Below are 18,786 nucleotides of genomic sequence, written 5' to 3'. Positions count from 1 at the left end.
TCACCAGAACGACGACACCTGAGACACGACACCTGAGCGACGACTCCGGGGGGAGCCATGTCGACGACACTCAAGACCATCGTGATCGGGGCGGGCACAGGAGGGATGTGCCTGGCCCACGGCCTGCGGCAGGCCGGCCTGGAGGTCGCCGTCTACGAGCGGGACCGCACCCGCACGGGCGGCCTCAACGGCTACCGGGTGGGCATCTCGCCCAACGGCGCCCGGGCGCTGAAGGCCTGCCTGCCGCAGGACCTGTTCGCCACGTTCGTCGCCACCACGGGACTGCCGTACACGTACCTCACGATGTACACCGAGCGGTTCCGCGAGCTGGTCGGGATGCGGTTCGAGGACCTGCCGCAGACGGGGGACCGACCCGAGGACCGCGACCACAACGTCAGCCGGATGACCTTGCGCCAGGTGCTGTTCACCGGCATGGAGGACGTCATCACGTTCGACAAGACGTTCACGCACTTCGAGCAGCACGACGACGGCACGGTCACCGCGCACTTCGCCGACGGCGACTCCGCCACGGGCGATCTGCTGGTGGGTGCCGACGGCGCGAACTCGCGGGTCCGCACGCAGTACCTGCCGCACGCGCGGCACGTCGAGACCGGGCTGGTCGCGATCGGCGGGAAGGTCGCGCTCACCGAGCGGAACGCCGAGCTGCTGCCGGAGCGGGCGAGGAACGGCATGTCGATGCTGTTCGACCGACGCGGCCAGTTCGGGATCGTGCACGCCATGCGGCTGCCGTGGTACGACGGCGCCCCGCGGGAGGGCCTCGGCGCCAGCGACGCCGCGCTGATCGAGCGCTGGCCGGGCCTGCGCTACGACAACACCACGGACTACCTGTCCTGGGGCCTGTCGACCTCGCGCAGCCTCGCGCCGGCCGATGTCCTCGACCGCCGCGGCGAGGACCTGCACGCGACGACCCTGGCGCTCACCGAGGACTGGGACCCGCGCTGGCGCGAACTGGTCGCCACCTCCGACCCGAGCGCGGCCCTGGCGTTGAGCATCCGCACGTCGGAGCCGGTGCCGGCGTGGCGGCCGAGCAGCGTCACGCTCGTCGGAGACGCGATCCACACCATGACGCCCGGCCGCGGCGCCGGCGCCAACACCGCCCTGCGCGATGCCCGGGAGCTGCGGGACCGGCTCGTCCGGGTCCGCGACGGCGAGCTCACCCGCGACGAGGCCGTCGGCGGCTACGAGGAGCTGATGCGCCGGTACTCCGCGCTCGCGGTCGAGGAGTCCCTGGAGTTCATGAACGACGACGGCACCGCCCGCCGCCCCGTGGTCGGCCCGCTGAGCGTGCTGGCCCAGCGCACCGCCCTGCGGGTGGTCAACCACCTCCCGCCGGCCAAGCGACGGATGGCCCGGGGCTTCCAGAAGGTCCGGGACTCCGAGCTGGTGTGAGGGTCGGGATCAGGGGCGCGGGATCGAGCGCAGGTTGCTCCGGGCCAGCTCCAGCATCTTCCCCACCCCGCCGTCGAGCACGGTGCGGGTGGCGGCGAGGGCGAAGCCCCGGACCTGGCTCGCCGTGATGTGCGGCGGGATGGACAGGGCGTTCGGGTCGGTGCGGACGTCCACGAGGGACGGTCCGGGATGGTCGAGCGCGGACCGCAGGGCGGAGCGGAGCTCCCGCGGGTCCTCGACGGCCACGGCCTCGACACCGCACGCGCGCGCGATCGCGGCGAGATCGGCCACGCCGTGGTCGGTCTCGAACGACGGGTACCCGGCGACCATCATCTCCAGCCGGATCATGCCGAGGCTGCCGTTGTTGAAGGCCACGACCGTGAGCGGGCGCCGGTGCTCGTGCGCGGTGAGCAGCTCGCCCAGCAGCATGGTCAGCCCGCCGTCGCCGGACATCGACACGACCTGGCGGCCCGGCGCGGCATAGGTCGCGCCGATCGCGTGCGGCAGCGCGTTGGCCATCGTGCCGTGGCGGAACGAGCCGAGGATCCGGCGGCGGCCGTTGGGGGTGATGTAGCGGGCGGCCCAGACGTTGCACATGCCGGTGTCGACGGTGACGACCGCGTCCTCGGCCAGCTCGTCGTCGAGGACCGCGGCGACGTACTCGGGATGGATCGGGCGGTGGTCCTCCACGCGCGAGGTGTAGGCGGCGACCACCTTCTCCAGCGTGGCGGCGTGCTCGCGGAGCATGCGGTCGAGGAAGGTGCGGTCGGTCTTCTCCCGCACCAGCGGCAGCACGGCGCGCAGGGTGGCACCGACGTCGCCGTGCACGCCCAGCTCGAGCGGTGTGCGCCGGCCGAGCCGGCGCGCGTCGCGGTCGACCTGCACCGTGCGCGACCCGGGGAGGAAGGCGTCGTAGGGGAAGTCGGTGCCCAGGAGCAGCAGGAGATCGGCCTCGTGGGTGGCCTCGTAGCAGGCGCCGTACCCGAGCAGGCCGCTCATCCCGACGTCGTACGGGTTGTCGTACTGGATCCACTCCTTGCCGGCGAGGGAGTGGCCGATCGGCGCCTCGACCCGCGCGGCCAGCTCCATGACCTCGCCGCGGGCCTCGCGCACGCCCGCCCCCACGAACAGGGTCACGCTGCGGGCTGCGTTGATCTTCTCGGCGAGCGCCTCGACCCGCTCCCGCGCCGGCGTGACCACCCCATCGGGCGGGGTGACGTCGCCGAACCCGGTCGGATGTGCCGCCGGGAGCGCGCCGATGTCGCCGGGCAGCACCATCACCGCGACACCGCGCTCGGCCACCGCGGTCTGCATCGCGATCCGCTGCAGCCGGGGCAGCTGCTCCGGCCGCGCGATCAGCTCGCAGAAGGCGCTGCACTCCACGAAGAGGCGTTCGGGATGGGTCTCCTGGAAGTAGCCCGTCCCGATCTGGGTCGACGGGATGTGCGAGGCCAGGGCGAGGACCGGGGCCCCGCTACGGTGGGCGTCGTAGAGGCCCTGGATCAGGTGCGTGTTGCCGGGTCCGCAGGAGCCCGCGCAGACCGCGAGACGCCCGGTGACCTGCGCCTCCGCCGCCGCGGCGAGCGCGGCCGCCTCCTCGTTGTGGACGTGCACCCACTCGATGCCCTCGGTGCGCCGGAGCGCGTCCACCACGGGGTTGAGGCTGTCCCCCACGAGCCCGTAGATGCGCTGCACCCCGGCCTGGCGGAGCACCTCGATGATCTGGTCGGCCACGGTCCGGCTCACGCCCCGCGAGCGTAGGGGAGCCCGGGCCGGGCCGCGCGAGGGAGCGCGGCATGCTGGACGCCCGTCCGATCCTCCGAGGAGGCCCGCCCGTGTCCGGACCCTGGGCCCGCGTCGACGACCTCGTCGCGGGCACCGCCCGGCTCTTCCCGCGGGCGGAGGCCGAGCTGGTCGCATGGCGGCCGACGGAGGTCGCGGGCGTCCTCGACGAGGTGGAGCGGCGCACCGACGCCGGCTGGTGGGCCTTCGGCATGGTGACGTACGAGGCCGCCGGCGGGCTCGACCCGACGCTGGCGACCCGCGAGCCCGTCGACGGGCTGCCGCTCGCGTGGTTCGGGCTGACCCGCGAGGCGCAGACCGCGCCGGTCGTGACGCACGGCCCGCGGGTTCCCTACGCCGCGGGACCTTGGGTCGCGGAGTGGGACGCCGCGGCGCACCGGGCCGCCGTGGAGACCGTGCGGGCGCGGATCGCCGCCGGCGAGACCTACCAGTGCAACCTCACCACGCGACTGACCACGCCGGTCTCCGGCGACCTCACCCGGCTCTACCGCGACCTGGCGCTGGGCCAGCGCGGCGCCCACCACGCCTACCTGGACACGGGCCGGTTCGTGGTCGCCTCCGCCAGCCCCGAGCTGTTCTTCGAGACCCGTGGCGATCGAATCCTGATGCGCCCCATGAAGGGGACCGCCCCGCGCGGCCGCACGACCGCGGAGGACGACGAGGCCGTGGCCCGGCTGCGCGGCAGCGCCAAGGAGCGGGCCGAGAACGTGATGATCGTCGACCTCGTGCGCAACGACCTCGCGCGGCTCGCCCGCCCGGGCACCGTGACCGTGCCGCGCCTGCTCGGGACCGAGCGGTACCCCACCGTCCACCAGCTGACGTCGGACGTCACGGCGCAGCTGCGTCCGGGCGTCGGGCTCACGGAGACCTTCCGGGCCCTGTTCCCGTGCGGTTCGGTCACCGGGGCGCCGAAGGCCCGGACCATGCAGCTGATCCGCGAGGTCGAGGCGAGCCCGCGCGGCGTCTACTGCGGAGCGATCGGTGTCGTGGCGCCGGCCGAGCAGCCCGTGCGCGCCCGCTTCTCCGTCGCGATCCGGACCGTGGTCGTCGACCGTGAGCGGGGCACGGCGACCTACGGCACCGGTGGCGGCGTGACGTGGGGCTCGGAACCGGCCGCCGAGTACGCCGAGCTGCAGGCCAAGGCCCGGGTGCTCGACGCGCGCCCCGAGGACTTCCACCTCATCGAGACGATGCGCCACGAGGCCGGCCGGCTGCGCTCGCTCGACGCCCACCTCGCCCGCGTGCGCGACTCCGCGACGTACTTCGGCTTCCGGTTCGACGAGGCCGCCGTCCGCGGAGAACTGATCGCGCGCCTCACCGGCTGCGCCGACGCCCGCGTCCGGCTGCGTTGCTACCGCGACGGCACGGTCGGCGTCGACGTCGAGGACCTCCCCGCGCCCGGCGTCGGGCCGGTCCGGCTGGTGGTGGACCCGGAGCCGGTCGACGCGACGCAGTGCTGGCCGCACCACAAGACCAGCCGGCGCGAGCCCTACTCCGTGCGGCTGGCTCGCCACCCCGGCGCCGACGACGTCCTGCTCGTCAACGAGCGCGGCGAGGTCACCGAGTCCTGCACCGCCAACCTCGCCGTCCGGCTCGACGACGAGTGGTGGACCCCGCCGCTCGGCGGCGGCTGCCTGCCCGGCGTCGAGCGGGGGCTGCTGGTGGCCGCGGGCCGGCTGCGGGAGCGGGCGCTGCGGCCCGGCGACCTGCTCCGCGCCGACGAGCTCGCGCTGGTCAGCTCGTTGCGCGGGTGGCGGCCGGCGGCCCTCGTCCCGTCCGGCCAGCCCGCGGCCTCCCCGTGAGACGCGGTCCACCGATCACCCCGCCGGCCGTACCGACACGCCTGAGCCGGCCCGCGCCCGCCCACTCGCGGTGCCCGGGACCGAGGGCGGTCAGGGGTGTCGGCGGCGGGCGTGGAACCAGGTGGTGACGCGGTCGCGTCCGGCGCGGAGGGCGCGGCGGGAGAGGTCCCGCAGCGCCGCGGCGGCCAGGGCGACCGGGCTCGGCCCGGCGCGGAGTTCCGGGGCGCGGCCGGTGTGCGCGGTCTCGTCGACGGCCTCGGCGAACTGCTCGAACATCCGCCGCCCGACGTCCCCGGCGAGCGCCCGGCCGAACTGGGCGATCCGGCCCGAGAGGTGCAGGTCGGCGTCGGCGCGCAGGAGCGCCCCGCCGTCGGCGGGGTCGACCGCGAGCCTGATCACGGCCCGGGTGGCGCTGCCGCCGGTGTCGGCCCCCTGCGCGAGCACGCGCATCCGGTGCGCCTTCGGATCGCGCTCGACGACCTGGGCGAGGCCCTCGAACGCGAGCCGCACCGGACCGAGGGCGACCGTCGCCCGGCCGCGGTAGCGATCCCCGTCGAGGGTCTCCACGAGCTGCGCGCCCGGCAGGCACCGGGCCAGTCGGTCGAAGTCGGCGAGGACCCGCCACACCTCCTCCACGGGCGAGCGCAGCGTGCTCGCCACCGTCACCGTCGCGGAGGGGGCGCCGCCCGGTTCCCGGATCTCCTCCGGCACCTCGGGCACGCCACCCGCGACCGTCCCGGAACCGGTGACCGGAGGCACGGCGCTCCGGCCGACGAGCGTGCGCGCGCCGCAGTTGCGCGGTGGCGGCGGGCCGTCGGGACAGCTCTCGGCGACGTCGGCGACCGCGGCGAGGATGCCGCGGTACCCGGTGCAGCGGCACAGCACGCCGGACATCTGCTCGGCCGGCCCCTCCCCCGTCTCCCCGGGCGGGTTCGCAAGCAGGTCGTAGCTGCTCATGAGCATGCCGGGGGTGCAGAAGCCGCACTGCAGGCCGTGGTGGGCGGAGAAGGCTCGCTGCAGGGGGTGCTGGTCGTCGGCGGTACCGAGCCCCTCGACGGTCACGACCTCGGCGCCGTCGCACTGCACCGCGAACAGCAGGCAGGCGCGCGCGGCCTCGCCGTCGACGAGCACAGTGCACATCCCGCACACCCCGTGTTCGCACCCGAGGTGGGTGCCGGTCAGGCCGAGCCGCTCGCGCAGGACGTCGGCCAGGTGCATGCGGGCCGGCACGGCCACCGTGGTCTCCGTGCCGTTGACGGTCAGCGTGACCTCGGCGAGCTCGCCGGCCTCGACCCGCTGCGGGCGCGGAGCGGGATACCGGGCGCCGGTGGTGGCACGGTCGTCGAGCTGGGTCATGATCACTCCTGGGGGGTGGCGCGGCGCAGCGCGGTGGCGAGCTCGCGGGCGGCCAGCACGGCGAACAGGCGGCGCCGGTAGCCGGTGGAGCCGTGCGCGTCGCCGCCGGTGTCGACCATCTCGTCGGCCAGCACGGTCGTCGCCTCCCGCAGCGCGTCGGCCTCCACCGGAGAGCCGGCCTCCCGCAGGAGCGCGGTGACGTCGCGGAACACCGGCCGGTCGGAGATCCCGAACCCCGCGAGCCGCGCGTCCGCCAGGGCGCCGTCGCGGCCGACGCGCACCGCGGTGGCCACCCCGGCCAGGGCGAAGTCGCCGTGCCGGCGGGCGATCTCGCCGAACCCGAAGCCCTCCCCCGGCCCGGCGGCCGGGAACTCGGCGGCGACGACGACCTCCTCCGGGCCGGCCGCGGTGGTCATCGCGCCCCGGAAGAACTCCCGCGCACCGACGGCCCGCCGGCCCTGCGGGCCCGCCACCTCGATCGTCGCCCCGAGGCAGCACGCGACCGCGGGGAGCTCCGCGGCCGGGTCGGCGTGCGCGAGGCTGCCGCACGCGGTCCCGCGGCTGCGCAGCTCCCGGTGCCCGACGAAGGGGAGGGCGAGCCCGAGCAGCGGCACCGCGCGGGCCTGCGCCGCGCGTTCGACGGTCCGCTGCCGCACGGCCGCCCCGATCCGCAGCCGGTCGGGGTGCGCCCGCAGGTCCTGCAGCTCGCGGACCGCGGTGATGTCGACCAGCGTGGCCGGACGGCCGAGGCGCATGGCGAGCACCGGGACCAGCGACTGCCCGCCGGCGAGCACCTTGCCGGTGCCGTCGGCGAGCTCGGCCAGGACGTCGTCGACCCCGGCGGGCCGGACGTAGGCGAACGGCGCGGCCTTCATCTCAGCGCCCCGTGAACTCCGGCTTGCGCTTCTCCCCGAACGCCTTCACGCCCTCGGCGAAGTCGTGCGTGGAGCGCAGCATGGCGTACGCCTTCCGCTCGAGCTCGATGCCGGTGTAGAGCGGCCCGTCGACACCCTTGTCCAGGACTTCCTTGGCGGTGCGCTGCGCGGCCGGGGAGAAGTCCGCCATCGTCCGCGCGAGCTCGTCGGTGGCGGCGTACAGGGCCTCCCGATCCTCGTGCAGTGCGACGACCAGGCCCCAGTCCAGCGCCTGCTGCGCCTGGATCCGGGTGGCCGTCAGGATGTGGAACTTGGCGCGGGAGAGCCCGATGAGCCGGGTCAGCCGCTGGGTGCCGCCGGAGCCCGGGATCATGCCGAGGTTCATCTCGGGCAGCGCGAACTGGCTGCGGGGCGTGGCGAGCCGGATGTCGCAGGACAGCGCCAGCTCGAGGCCGACGCCGAAGCAGTAGCCGTCGATCGCCGCGATCACCGGCCGGGTGCTGCGCGCGGCCGCGGTCACGTTGTGGCCGAGGTCGGTGAAGTCGACGGGGTCGACCTCCATGAAACCCGCGATGTCGCCGCCCGAGGTGAAGTGCTGGCCGTCGCTGCGCACGACCACGACCCGGACCTGCGGGTCCGCCTCGATCTCCGCGAACCGCTCGGCGACGAGCCGGCGCATCTCCCAGGTCACCACGGTGTACCTGCCGTGGGAGAGGGTCAGGTGGGCGACGCGGCCGTCGCCGCTGCGCTCGAGGAGGACGTCTCCGCCGGTCAGCGCCATCAGTGGGTCTCCTTCGTGCTGGTCGTCCCGAACAGCCGGTGCAGGACCTCGCCGTGCACCGGCAGCCGGGTGAGCGTGATGCCGTGCGGGGCGAGGGCGTCGGCGACGGCGTTGGCGAACGCCGCCGGGAAGCTCATCGACGAACCCTCGCCGCAGCCCTTCGCCCCGAGCGGCGTCACCGGCGAGGGGTTGACGACGTGGTCGGTGCGCAGGTCCGCGAACGCGCCGCCCGTCTCGGCGCTCGTCGGGCAGAGGTAGTCGAGGAACGTGCCTGCGGTGGGCTGGCCCGAGTCGGCGTAGGTGAACTCCTCGTACATCGCCCCGCCGAGGGCGTGCGTGAGGGCACCGTGGACCTGGCCCTCGAGCAGGGTCTGGTTGAGCACCGTGCCCGAGTCGTGCACCGACGAGACGCGGTCGACCGTGATCTCGAGGGTGTCCGGATCGATCCGTACCGCCACGACCTCGGCGACGAGCCCGTAGCAGAGCGAGGAGTTGATCCGGTCGTCGCGGGTGGCGGCCCGCGCCTGCCGGGGTGTGAAGGCGGCCTCCTCGTACAGCCGCGCCGGCACCCCCTCGGGCAGCGCTCCCGGGTCCCAGTGCACGACGCCGGTGGCGTGCCGGAAGGGCACGGCCCGCTCCGGGTCGCTGCGGTGCCGGACCGTCCCGTCGGCCAGCTCGAGCTCCTCGGCCGGCAGGTCCAGCAGCACCCCGCCGGCGGCACGCACGGTCGCCGCGATCCGGTCGGCGGCCTCCACGACCGCGCTGGTCACCAGGGGGGCGAACCGGGAGGAGTAGCTGCCCGAGGTGACCGTCCACGGGGTCGTGGCGGTGTCCATGTCGACCACCACGCGCACCTGCTCCTCGGCGAGACCCAGCCGCCGGGCCGCGACGGAGCGGGCGACGGTCGCGTGGCCCTGGCCCTGCGGAACGCTGCCGAGCATCACCGTGACCTGGCCCTGCATGTCCACCGCGATCCGGACGTGCTCGGTCGACCCGGACTTGTCCCGCCCGGGCCTGCGTTGCTCGGCGGGGGTGGCGAGGCCGACGTAGCCGATGTTCGTGCCGGACGGGTCGACGACGAGGGCGACCCCGATGCCGTAGTGGACGCCGTCGGCGCGGGCCGCCTCCTGCCGGGCGCGCAGCTCGTCGAGGTCGGCGTTCTTCAGTGCGAGGTCGAGGGCCGCCGCGTAGTCGCCGGAGTCGTAGACGCCGCCGCTGGGCGTCTCGTACGGGAACCGGTCGACCAGGTTGCGCCGCCGCACCTCCACGGGGTCGAGGCCGGTCGCAGCGGCCACCGCGTCCATCAGCCGTTCCAGCCCGAAGTAGAGCTGCTGGCCGCCGAAGCCGCGGTTGAGCCCGGTCGGCATGGTGTTGGTGACGACCGCGCGCGCCCGGATCCCGACCGCGCCGATCCGGTACGGGCCGGTGATGTTGCCGAAGCAGCGGTACAGGGTGGACGGCTCGGGCGGGCGCAGGTAGGCGCCCACGTTGTCGACCAGGTCGACCGTCAGCGCGGTGACGGTGCCGGAGGCGTCCACGGCGGCCGCGCAGTGCATCGCCCGGTCGGCGCCGGTCGAGCTGGCCAGCAGGTGTTCGATGCGGTCCTCGGTCCACCGCACCGGCGTGCCGGCGTGCTTCGACGCGAGCGCCATGAGCACCACGTAGGGGTAGATGCCGGCCTTGATCCCGAAGCTGCCGCCGATGTCCGCGGGGACGTGCAGCCGCACCCGGGAGGTCGGCAGGCCGAGCGCACCGGCCATGACCGGGACCATGGTGAACGGGCCGTGGAAGTTCGCCCACGCCTCGACGGTCGGGCCGTCGCCCGTGTCGCGCCACTGCGCGATCACCGAGTAGCACTCCATCGGCACCGAGGAGTAGCGCGGGAAGTCGTAGTCCTGCTCGACGACGTGCGCCGCGGCGGCGAACGCCTCCTCGACCGGGCCGAAGGTGAAGGTGCGGTCCGTCCCGACGTTGCTGCCGGCGTCCTCGTGCAGCAGCGGTGCGTCGGGGGCGAGCGCCGGGCGGGGCGCGACCACCGCGGCGAGCGGCTCGTAGTCCACCGTGACGAGCTCGGCGGCGTCCTCGGCGGTGTACCGGTCCGTCGCGACGACGACGGCGATCGGCTCGCCGACGTAGCGGACCTTGTCCACAGCAGTGGGCAGATAGGGCATCGGGGTCGCGGTCGACAGCGGGAAGGGCCGCACCGCGGCGCGGACCTCGTCCGGCCCGATGACGGCGGCGACGCCCGGGTGCGCGCGGGCCCGGCCGAGGTCGACCGACACCAACCGCGCGTGCGGCTGGGTGGAGCGGACCACCGCGGCGACCAGGGTGCCGGGCAGGGGATCCAGGTCGTCGAGGAACGCGCCGGTGCCGCTGACCAGCGCGGCGTCCTCGATGCGGGCGGGCACCCAGCGGTCCGCGGCGCTGTCGACCGGTGCGGGCCGTTCGCGGCCGAGGTCAGGCACGGGCCTCCCCCTTCGCCTCGTAGTCGCCGGTCACGAGGACCCGGCGCAGCGTCTTGCCGACGGCGGAGCGGGGCACCGCGTCGAGGGCGATCACCTTCTTGGGCCGCTTGAGCGACGGCAGCGCGGTGCGGGCGAAGGCGAGGGCCTTCTCGGCGGCCGCCGCGGCGTCCGTCCCGCGGCCCGGTACCACGAAGGCGGTCACCGCCTGCCCCCACCGCTCGTCGGGCAGCCCGACCACCACGACGTCGTCGATCTCCGGGCACCGGGCCAGGACGGCCTCGATCTCGTCCGGGTAGAGGTTCTCGCCCCCCGAGTTGATCATGTCGTCGACGCGGCCGGAGACGTGCAGGTCGCCGTCGGGGTCCGCCACGGCGAGATCACCGGTGTAGTACCAGCCGTCCCGGATCGCCTTGTCGTCGGCATCGGGCCGGTTCCAGTAGCCGCCGAAGGCCTCCGGGCTGTCGAGCGACACGATGACCTGGCCCTGCTCGCCGTCGGCCACGACGGCGTCCGGCGGTGCACCGACCTGGGGGGCGACCAGCCGGACCCGGGAGAAGCTCCCGGCCCGGCCCGCCGAGTCCGGCTTGGCGGGGACGTCCGGGTTGATCGTGAAGGTGTAGATCTCGGTGCTGCCGAAGTGGTTGACGAAGGACGCGGGCCGCACCTCGGCCGCGAGGCGTTCGGCCAGCGCGGGGGCCATCGCCGCGCCGGCGTACGCGATCCGGGACACCGAGCGGGCCTCGCCGAGGCGGCCGGTGCGCAGCAACGACCAGTACATCGTGGGGACGAGGTAGAGCGAGCCGACGCCCTCGGCGAGGATCAGCCCGAGCGACCCGTCCGCGTCGAACGTGGACTGACCGACCCAGGTCCCGCCGACCACGATGCTCGCCAGCAGGGTCCGCAGGCCCATCGTGTGGAACATCGGCATGACCCCGAGCACGACCTCGCCGAGCCGCTGCTGGGTCTGCACGGCGTGGGCGACGGCGGCGGCGTGCTCGGCGCGGTGCGTGCGGGGCACGCCCTTCGGCCGCCCGGTGGTCCCGGAGGTGTACAGGACGACGCTCGTGGCGGACTCCGCAGGCGTGGTTCCCAGGTCGGAGTCCAGCTCGCCGGCGGCGGTCCGGTCGAGCTCGTCGACGGTCGCGAGCACGACCCCGGCCGCCCCGCCGGCGACCGCCCCGCGCTCCCCGTGCGGCTCGTCGACGACCAGCAGCACGGCCCCGCTGTCGCCCAGGCAGTACCGCAGCTCCTCGGGCGCGAAGCGGGTGGACAGCGGTACCGAGGTGGCGCCCAGCTTCTGCACCGCCAGGTGCAGGCTCGCGAGCGGCTCCCCGCCGCGCAGCACGAGAACGACCCGGTCACCCGGCCCCACCCCGCGGCCCTGCAGGGCCCTGGCCAGCTGGTTCGTCCGCGCGTCCCACTGCCGGTAGGTCAGGTGGCGACCCTCGCCCCGCACGGCGGGCCGATCCGGGAACCGTTCCGCGGTCCATCGCAACGCCGTCGACAGATCCATCGATCCTCCATGACCATCTGAAACATACGGTACAGTTCACATGGTCTCTGGACAAGCCGGGGTCGGCGGCTGCGCGCTCGCCGGTCCGTAGGCTGGATCGATCCGAGCGGTGGACGGGCCGCCGCCCGGGCGGAGGTGGGGTGCGGTGAGCGAGACCCGCGCGTCGGGCCGTGGGGGCGGCGGGATCAGGCTGTCGCCGACCTCGTACGTCGTACTCGGGATGATCGCGTTGCGCGGGCCGTCCACGCCCTACGACCTCAAGCGCGGCGTGGCGCACTCGGTCGGCTACTTCTGGAACTTCCCGCACGCGCAGCTCTACTCGGAGCCCGACCGGCTCGCCGCCCTCGGGCTGCTCGAGCTGTCCACGGAGGACGCCGGGCGGCGCCGGAAGACCTACTCGCTCACCGAGGAGGGCCGCCGCACCCTGCGTACCTGGTTGGCCTCGCCGACCGAGGAACACTTCGAGATGCGGGACATCGCCGAGCTCAAGCTGTTCTTCAACGAAGCGGGCGACCCCGGGGACGTCTCGGCGCTGGCCCGCGACCAGATCCGCCAGCACGAGGACCGCATCGCCGTCTACGAGGACATGAAGGAGCGCTTCGGCGGCGACGAGTCCCTGCGGCCGCGCATGCTCACCCTCGAGCTCGGCCTGGAGATGGAGCACGCCGCGCTGCGGTTCTGGACCGCACTCAAGGAGGGCGACCTGTCCTCGCTCGCCGAGGGCCGGCGCCGGCTCGCGCCCCCGGCCCCTGACGCCTGAGCAGCCGCTCCGCCGGTGACCCCCGCGGTCGCGGATGCCGAGCCGCAGCCGGTGGCGGCGGTGACCGCGGGCCGCGGGCTGCATCCCGGCGGTGCGAACGGGGACCGCAACCGCCGCTGAGCTGGCACGATCGTCGGGCATGGACACCGGACAGCTCGACCTCGCCCAGCGCGAGGAGCGGGCGGCGCGGGCGCGCAGCCTCGCCGAGCGGATGGCCGTCGAGCAGATCGCCGCGGTGGCGCTGACCTTCGTCGACACGGCCGGGATCACCCGCGTGAAGGGCGTGCCGCTCGCGGCGTTCGAGCACGCGGCGGCCTGGGGCGTCGGCGCCACCCCGGTGTTCGACGCCTTCGGCCACGACGACTCGATCGCCGCCACCCCGGTGGCGAACCCGACCGGGGACCTGCGGCTGCTGCCGGACCTGGACCGGGTCGTCGCGCTCGCGGCCCAACCCGGGTGGGCGTGGGCCCCCGCGGACCGCTGGACCCAGGAGGGCGAGCCGCACCCGGGTTGCGCGCGGCTGCTCGCGGCCCGGACGGTGGACCGCCTGACCGCGGCCGGGCTGACCGCCCGGAGCGCCTTCGAGGTGGAGTGGGTCGTGTACCGGGACGGGGCGCACGGGCCCGAACCGGCCGCGACCGGTCCCGCCTACGGCATGTCCCGGCTGGTCGAGCTGTCGGACTACGGCGTCGACCTGTTGCGCGCCCTCGCCGCCGAGGGTGTGGACGTCCGGCAGTTCCACCCCGAGTACTCGCCGAGCCAGTTCGAGCTGTCGGTCGCCCCGGAGGCACCCGTGGCCGCGGCCGACACCGTCGTCCTCGTGCGCACCACCATCCGCGCGGTCGCCGCCCGGCACGGGCTCGCCGTGTCCTTCGCGCCGAGCGTCGCGGACCCGGGCGTCGGCAACGGCGGGCACGTGCACCTGTCCCTCACCCAGGACGGCCGCAACGTCTTCGCCGGCGGCGCAGGCCGGTTCGGCCTCACCCCCGAGGCGGAGGCGTTCACCGCCGGGATCCTGCGGCGCCTGCCCGCGCTGCTCGCCGTCGGCGCGCCGAGCGTCGCGAGCTACCTGCGGCTGCTGCCCTCGCACTGGGCGGGGGCCTACGCCTGCTGGGGCCGGGAGAACCGGGAGGCGGCCGTCCGCCTGGTGACCGGCTCACAGGGCGAGGAGCCGACGGCGGCCAACGTCGAGATCAAGTGCATGGACCAGGCGGCCAACCCGTACCTGCTGGTCGCGGGCCTGCTCGCCGCCGGTCTCGCCGGCCTGGAGGAGGGCGGCACGCTGCCGGAGCCGGTGCACGCCGACCCGGCCGGCCTGTCCGACGACGAGCGGGCGCGCCTCGCCGTGGAACGGCTGCCCACCGATCTCGCCACCGCCGCCGCGGCGTTCGAGGCCGAGCCGGCCCTGACCGCGGCCTTCGGCCCGTCGCTGACGGAGACGCTGCTCGCGGTCCGGCGGGCCGAGGCCGGCGCGCTCGTCGGACGCACCGCCGCGGAGATCATCGACGCGACCCGGTGGCGGTGGTGACGACAGTGATGACGAGCTGGGCCGAGGAGCTGCGGCTGGTCGACCACCACTGCCACAGCGTGGTCCCCGACGAGCTCGACGAGGCGGCCTTCGGCGCCCTGCTCACCGAGGCTCCCGTGCCCGCACACGACCCGTGGGACTCGATGCTCGGCCTCGCCGTGCGCAGGGAGTGCGCACCGGTCCTCGATCTCGCGCGGCACGCCCCGCCCCCCGAGTACCTGGCCCGCCGCCGCGAGCTCGGCGCGGCCGAGGCGACCCGGCGACTGCTCGCCGCGACGGGCACGGACGCGCTGCTCGTCGACCACGGCCTGCGCGCCTCCGACCTGCTCGGGCTCGACGCGCTGTCCGCGGCCGCGGGCGCACCCGTCGCCGAGGTCGTCCGGCTCGAGGCCGTGGCCGAGGACGTCGTCCGGTCCCGCGTGGTCCCCGCGGACTACGCCGACGTCCTCGTCGAGGCGCTCACCCGGCGCACCGCGGACGCGGTCGCCTGCAAGTCGATCCTGGCCTACCGGCACGGGTTCGACGTGCCGCCGCACCGGCCCGCGGCCGTCGAGGTCACCGCCGCCGCGCAGGGCTGGCTGCGCGAGGGCGGCCGACTCACCGATCCCGTCCTGCTGCGACACGCGCTGTGGTGCGGCGTGGACCGTGGGCTGCCGCTACAGCTGCACACCGGGTTCGGCGACCCGGACGAGGACCTGCACCGGGCGAACCCGGTGCTGCTCACGGCCTTCTGCCGGGCCACCGCGGCCGTCGGCACGCCGATCGTGCTGCTGCACTGCTACCCGTACCACCGCGAGGCGGCCTGGCTGGCCCAGGTGTTCCCGCACGTCTGGTTCGACGTCGGGCTGGCCTCCACCTACGTGGGCCACCGCGCGGCGGAGGTGCTCGCCGAGGCGCTGGAGATCGGCCCGTTCGGCAAGCTCCTCTACTCCTCCGACGCCTTCGGGCTGCCCGAGCTGTACCTGGTCGCGGCGCGCGCCTTCCGCCGCGCCGTCGGCCGGGTGCTGGGCGGCTGGGTCGCCGAGGACGAGGCCACCGGACCGGACGCGCGCCGGGTCGCCGCGATGATCGCCGGCGGCAACGCCCGCAGGCTCTACGGGCTCTGACGCTCCACCGACGGTGACTCAGCCGAGCCCGAGGACCCGCACGGCGTTGTCCTTGAGGATCAGCGGCCGGACGTCGTCCTTGATCTCCAGGTCCGCGAAGTCGGCCAGCCAGCGGTCCGGGGTGATCACCGGGAAGTCCGACCCGAACAGCACCTTCGACCGCAGCATCGTGTTCGCCGCCCGCACCAGCTGCGGCGGGAAGTACTTCGGCCGCCAGCCGGACAGGTCGATGAACACGTTGGCCTTGTGCGTGGCGATCGAGATCGCCTCGTCCTGCCACGGCACCGACGGGTGCGCCATCACGATCGTGAGGTCGGGGAAGTCCGCGGCGACGTCGTCGAGCAGCATCGGGGCGGAGTACCTCAGCTTGATCCCGTGCCCGCCCGGCAGGCCCGCGCCGATCCCGGTCTGGCCCGTGTGGAACAGCGCCGGCACGCCGGCCTCGGCGATCGCCTCGTACAGCGGGTAGTAGCGCGAGTCGTTGGGCCCGAAGGCCTGCAACGACGGGTGGAACTTGAAGCCGCGGGCGCCCCGCTCGACGAGCGCGCGGATCCGGGTCACGGCGGCCTTGCCGGCGTGCGGGTCCACCGAGCCGAACGGGATCAGCACGTCCGGGAACTCGGCGGCGCCGTCGAGGATCTCCTCGCTCGACAGCGCCGGGTGGCCCGTGCCCGAGGCCGCGTCGACGGTGAAGACGACGGCGGCCATGTTCCGCTCGCGGTAGTGCTCCGCGATCGCGGCGACGGTCGGGGTGCGGTCCTGGTCGGCGCGGAAGTACTGCGCCGAGGCGTCCATCAGCTCCTGGTCCAGCGAGAAGCAGCCGTGTCCGTCCTGCTCGACATGGGTGTGCACGTCGATCGCGACCAGCCGGTCGATGTTCACGTGTCCTCCGGGTTCCGCTTTCGGTGCGACCCCGGCACGATATCAAGCTTCCTGAGATAGCGGGAGTCCGAGACGGACTCAGCGGGCGTCGGGACGGTCGACGAGGCGCAGGACCTCGGCAACCAGTCCCCGGTGCCGGTGCACGACCTCGACGCCCTCCTCGGCGGCGCGGGCGAGGTCGTCGGTCGCCACCCGCAGGGCCGCGTTGACCACGGCGGCCCGCGCCCGGACCTCCAACGAGTCGGCGGGCAGCCCGAACCGCCCCGCGAGCGCGGCGGCGATGGCCGGCTCGGCGCGCTCGTGCAGTACCAGCCAGACGGCGCGGAGGGCGGGTTCGTCGCATGTCAGGCGGACCACGGCGAGGACGGCGTCGAGGTCCGCCCACGAGTCCTCGGGCACCACCATGTATCCGTCGCGCAGGTGATCGGCGAGGGCGACGCCGGGCGGCCAGGTGACCAGTACGGCCTGGAAGGCCTCCAGGGACTGGGACAGCAGCGGCTCCACGCAGCTCTCCTTGCTGCGGAACGAACGCCACAGCGTGCGCTCCGAGACGCCCGCCGCCCGGGCGATCTGCTCCCCCGATGTCGCCGCCACCCCGTGCGCGCGGAACAGCCGGACGGCGTGCCGGGAGATCTCGAGACGTTGCGCGCGGCGCCGCTCCTCGCTGACCGGCGGCCGGCCCCGGCGGGTGCCGACCCGCGGCTCCGTCACCCCCATGGACGCCTCCGGATCCGTCGCGGAGGGGCCAGCCTACGGGGGTGTCCGGCACGTCCCTGGCGTCCTTTAATTGGCAGGCACTGCCATAAAATCGTACGGTCGGGGGTGCGTCCTTCCGGAAGGAGACCCATGACCGCCGCCGCCCCGCCCACCACGGACCACGCCGACCGCGACCGCCCGGACCGCCGACTGCCCTTCGCCCGCCCCAACATCCTCGACCTCGCGCCGCTGTACGAGGTGCTGCGGCGGGAGGCCCCGGTCGCGGCCGTGACCACCCCCGCCGGCGACCCCGCCTGGCTGGTCACCCGGTTCGACGAGGTGCGCACGCTGCTCGGCGACAAGCGGCTCGGCCGCTCGCACCCCGAGCCCGAACGCGCGGCCCGCATCTCCCATGCCGCCGTCCAGGACGGGCCGACCGGCTCCTACGAGACCGAGCAGGCCGACCACACCCGGATGCGGCGGCTGCTGACCCCGGCCTTCTCCGCCAAGCGCATGCTGCGGCTGGGCGACCACGTCCAGGAGCTCGTCGACGGCTACATCGACCGCATGATCGCCCTGCACGACGCCGGCGAGCCGGTCGACATGCACACCGAGCTCGCGCTCCCGCTCCCGGTCGCGGTGATCTGCCGGCTGCTCGGTGTGCCCGAGGAGGACCGTGAGCACTTCCGGTCGCTGTCCGACCGGATGGCCACCTACTCAGAGGACGGCGACGCCCACCGCGCCCGCGCCGAGTTCGGCCGGTACATGGCCGGGCTGGCCGAGGCCAAGCGCGCGAACCCGACCGAGGACGTCATCTCCGATCTCGTGCAGGCCCAGGCCGCCGACGAGGCCTTCGACCACGGGGAGATGATCCGGCTCTCGGTCGGACTGCTCTTCGCCGGCCACGAGACCACGGTCAACCGGATCGGGCTCGGCACCCTGTTCCTGCTCACCCACCGCGAGCACTGGGACCACCTCACCGCCGACCCGGACGGCCGGGTCAACGCCACGGTCGAGGAGATCATGCGGCTCGGCGCCCCCGGCGACCTCGGCCTGCTGCGCTACGCGCACACCGACCTGGACGTCGCGGGCGTGACGATCCGGCGCGGCGACGCCGTCATCCTGTCGATCAACTCCGCGAACCGGGACCCCTCGGCGTTCGCCGACGCCGAGACCTTCGACCCCGACCGGGACGAGCACTCCCACCTCGGCTTCGGCCACGGCGTCCACTTCTGCATCGGCGCGAGCCTCGCCCGCGTGGAGCTGCGGACCGTCTTCGCCACCCTCGCCCGCCGGCTGCCCGGCCTGCGCCTGAGGGCCGGTCTCGACGAGATCGGCGTCCGCACCGACCACCTCACCGGCGGGGTCACCGAGCTGCCCGTGACCTGGTGACACCCTGAGACGATCCGCCGGCCGTCGGGGTGTTCCGACGGCCGGCGGTCGCGTCGGGGAGCTCATGATCGCCGGGACCGGAACCGGCCGAATCCGGCGGCGAGCGGTCCGGTACGGCGACGAGCGGTCCGGGATGGGGGCGAGCGGTCCGGGACGGCGGCGAGCGGTCCAGGACGGCGGCGAGCGGTCCAAGACGGCAGCGAGCGGTCCAAGACGGCAGCGAGCGGTCCAGGACGGCAGCGAGCGGTCCAGGACGGCAGCGAGCTCATCCCGACCGCAGGCTCGGCTCTACCCGTGATCACCGGTGGGGACCACACCCGGCCACCCGCGGCCGCTTTCGGTCCTGAACGGCGATCATGACGCCCGGCGTGATCGTCGCCTGCGACCGCGGAGCCGACAGAACCGGCGGGCAACGGT

The 18,786-nt window shown here is 74.6% G+C and carries 14 protein-coding genes; 6 read left to right on the top strand and 8 right to left on the bottom strand.

Going from position 1 to position 18,786, the window contains the following annotated elements; all coding sequences use genetic code 11:
- The first annotated feature begins 57 nt into the window (after positions 1-57).
- On the top strand, positions 58-1,410 hold the full coding sequence (locus tag LWC33_RS26575; protein ID WP_233307414.1) for an FAD-dependent oxidoreductase: 1,353 nt from the start codon (positions 58-60) through the stop codon (positions 1,408-1,410).
- A gap of 9 nt (positions 1,411-1,419) precedes the next feature.
- Here LWC33_RS26575 and LWC33_RS26570 read toward each other — a convergent pair whose 3' ends face one another.
- Positions 1,420-3,156, bottom strand: coding sequence for a pyruvate dehydrogenase (locus tag LWC33_RS26570; RefSeq protein WP_233307413.1), 1,737 nt, complete (start codon positions 3,154-3,156; stop codon positions 1,420-1,422).
- 89 nt (positions 3,157-3,245) lie between these two features.
- On the opposite strand from LWC33_RS26570, the gene pabB reads away from it, so the two are divergent.
- Positions 3,246-5,015 carry an aminodeoxychorismate synthase component I gene (pabB, locus tag LWC33_RS26565; protein ID WP_233307412.1) on the top strand — a complete coding sequence of 590 codons (1,770 nt, stop codon included), beginning with the start codon at positions 3,246-3,248 and terminating at the stop codon, positions 5,013-5,015.
- A gap of 90 nt (positions 5,016-5,105) precedes the next feature.
- Here pabB and LWC33_RS26560 read toward each other — a convergent pair whose 3' ends face one another.
- Genes LWC33_RS26560 through LWC33_RS26540 form a run of 5 tightly spaced genes read right to left on the bottom strand, consistent with a single transcriptional unit; the run spans position 5,106 to position 12,005 of the window.
- Complete coding sequence (locus tag LWC33_RS26560; RefSeq protein ID WP_233307411.1) at positions 5,106-6,371, bottom strand: xanthine dehydrogenase family Fe-S subunit; 1,266 nt, start codon at positions 6,369-6,371, stop codon at positions 5,106-5,108.
- 2 nt (positions 6,372-6,373) lie between these two features.
- A complete protein-coding gene (locus LWC33_RS26555; RefSeq protein WP_233307410.1) occupies positions 6,374-7,246 on the bottom strand; it encodes an FAD binding domain-containing protein in 873 nt (290 codons plus the stop codon).
- Between the two features lies 1 nt (position 7,247).
- Positions 7,248-8,027, bottom strand: coding sequence for an enoyl-CoA hydratase/isomerase family protein (locus LWC33_RS26550; RefSeq protein ID WP_233307409.1), 780 nt, complete (start codon positions 8,025-8,027; stop codon positions 7,248-7,250).
- Positions 8,027-10,492, bottom strand: a complete 2,466-nt coding sequence (locus LWC33_RS26545; protein WP_233307408.1) for a xanthine dehydrogenase family protein molybdopterin-binding subunit — start codon at positions 10,490-10,492, stop codon at positions 8,027-8,029. Before LWC33_RS26545 ends, LWC33_RS26550 begins: the two co-directional genes overlap by 1 nt.
- Entirely contained in the window at positions 10,485-12,005 is a 1,521-nt protein-coding gene (locus LWC33_RS26540) for a class I adenylate-forming enzyme family protein (RefSeq protein WP_233307407.1), read from the bottom strand. The genes LWC33_RS26545 and LWC33_RS26540 overlap by 8 nt, the downstream gene beginning before the upstream one ends.
- Positions 12,006-12,150: 145 nt before the next feature.
- Here LWC33_RS26540 and LWC33_RS26535 point away from each other — a divergent pair, with 145 nt between their 5' ends.
- From LWC33_RS26535 to LWC33_RS26525, 3 genes are all read left to right on the top strand, one after another.
- Positions 12,151-12,765 carry a PadR family transcriptional regulator gene (locus LWC33_RS26535; RefSeq protein ID WP_308191012.1) on the top strand — a complete coding sequence of 205 codons (615 nt, stop codon included), beginning with the start codon at positions 12,151-12,153 and terminating at the stop codon, positions 12,763-12,765.
- 139 nt (positions 12,766-12,904) lie between these two features.
- Positions 12,905-14,293, top strand: a complete 1,389-nt coding sequence (locus tag LWC33_RS26530) for a type I glutamate--ammonia ligase (protein WP_233307406.1) — start codon at positions 12,905-12,907, stop codon at positions 14,291-14,293.
- An 8-nt stretch (positions 14,294-14,301) separates the two neighbouring features.
- A complete protein-coding gene (locus LWC33_RS26525; protein WP_233307405.1) occupies positions 14,302-15,399 on the top strand; it encodes an amidohydrolase family protein in 1,098 nt (365 codons plus the stop codon).
- 18 nt (positions 15,400-15,417) lie between these two features.
- Here LWC33_RS26525 and couO read toward each other — a convergent pair whose 3' ends face one another.
- Both couO and LWC33_RS26515 read right to left on the bottom strand, forming a co-directional pair.
- On the bottom strand, positions 15,418-16,281 hold the full coding sequence (gene couO, locus LWC33_RS26520) for a 4-hydroxyphenyl-beta-ketoacyl-CoA hydrolase (RefSeq protein ID WP_233307404.1): 864 nt from the start codon (positions 16,279-16,281) through the stop codon (positions 15,418-15,420).
- A 78-nt stretch (positions 16,282-16,359) separates the two neighbouring features.
- Complete coding sequence (locus tag LWC33_RS26515; RefSeq protein ID WP_233307403.1) at positions 16,360-16,998, bottom strand: TetR/AcrR family transcriptional regulator; 639 nt, start codon at positions 16,996-16,998, stop codon at positions 16,360-16,362.
- Between the two features lie 129 nt (positions 16,999-17,127).
- Between LWC33_RS26515 and LWC33_RS26510 the strand changes: the two genes are divergently transcribed.
- A complete protein-coding gene (locus LWC33_RS26510; protein ID WP_233307402.1) occupies positions 17,128-18,369 on the top strand; it encodes a cytochrome P450 in 1,242 nt (413 codons plus the stop codon).
- The last annotated feature ends 417 nt before the right edge of the window (positions 18,370-18,786 follow it).

Source organism: Pseudonocardia terrae, from assembly GCF_021343995.1.
In the GTDB taxonomy this organism is placed as follows: Bacteria; Actinomycetota; Actinomycetes; order Mycobacteriales; family Pseudonocardiaceae; genus Pseudonocardia; species Pseudonocardia terrae.
Note: the sequence above shows the minus strand (reverse complement) of the source record. Positions and strands in the feature narration are given on the sequence as shown.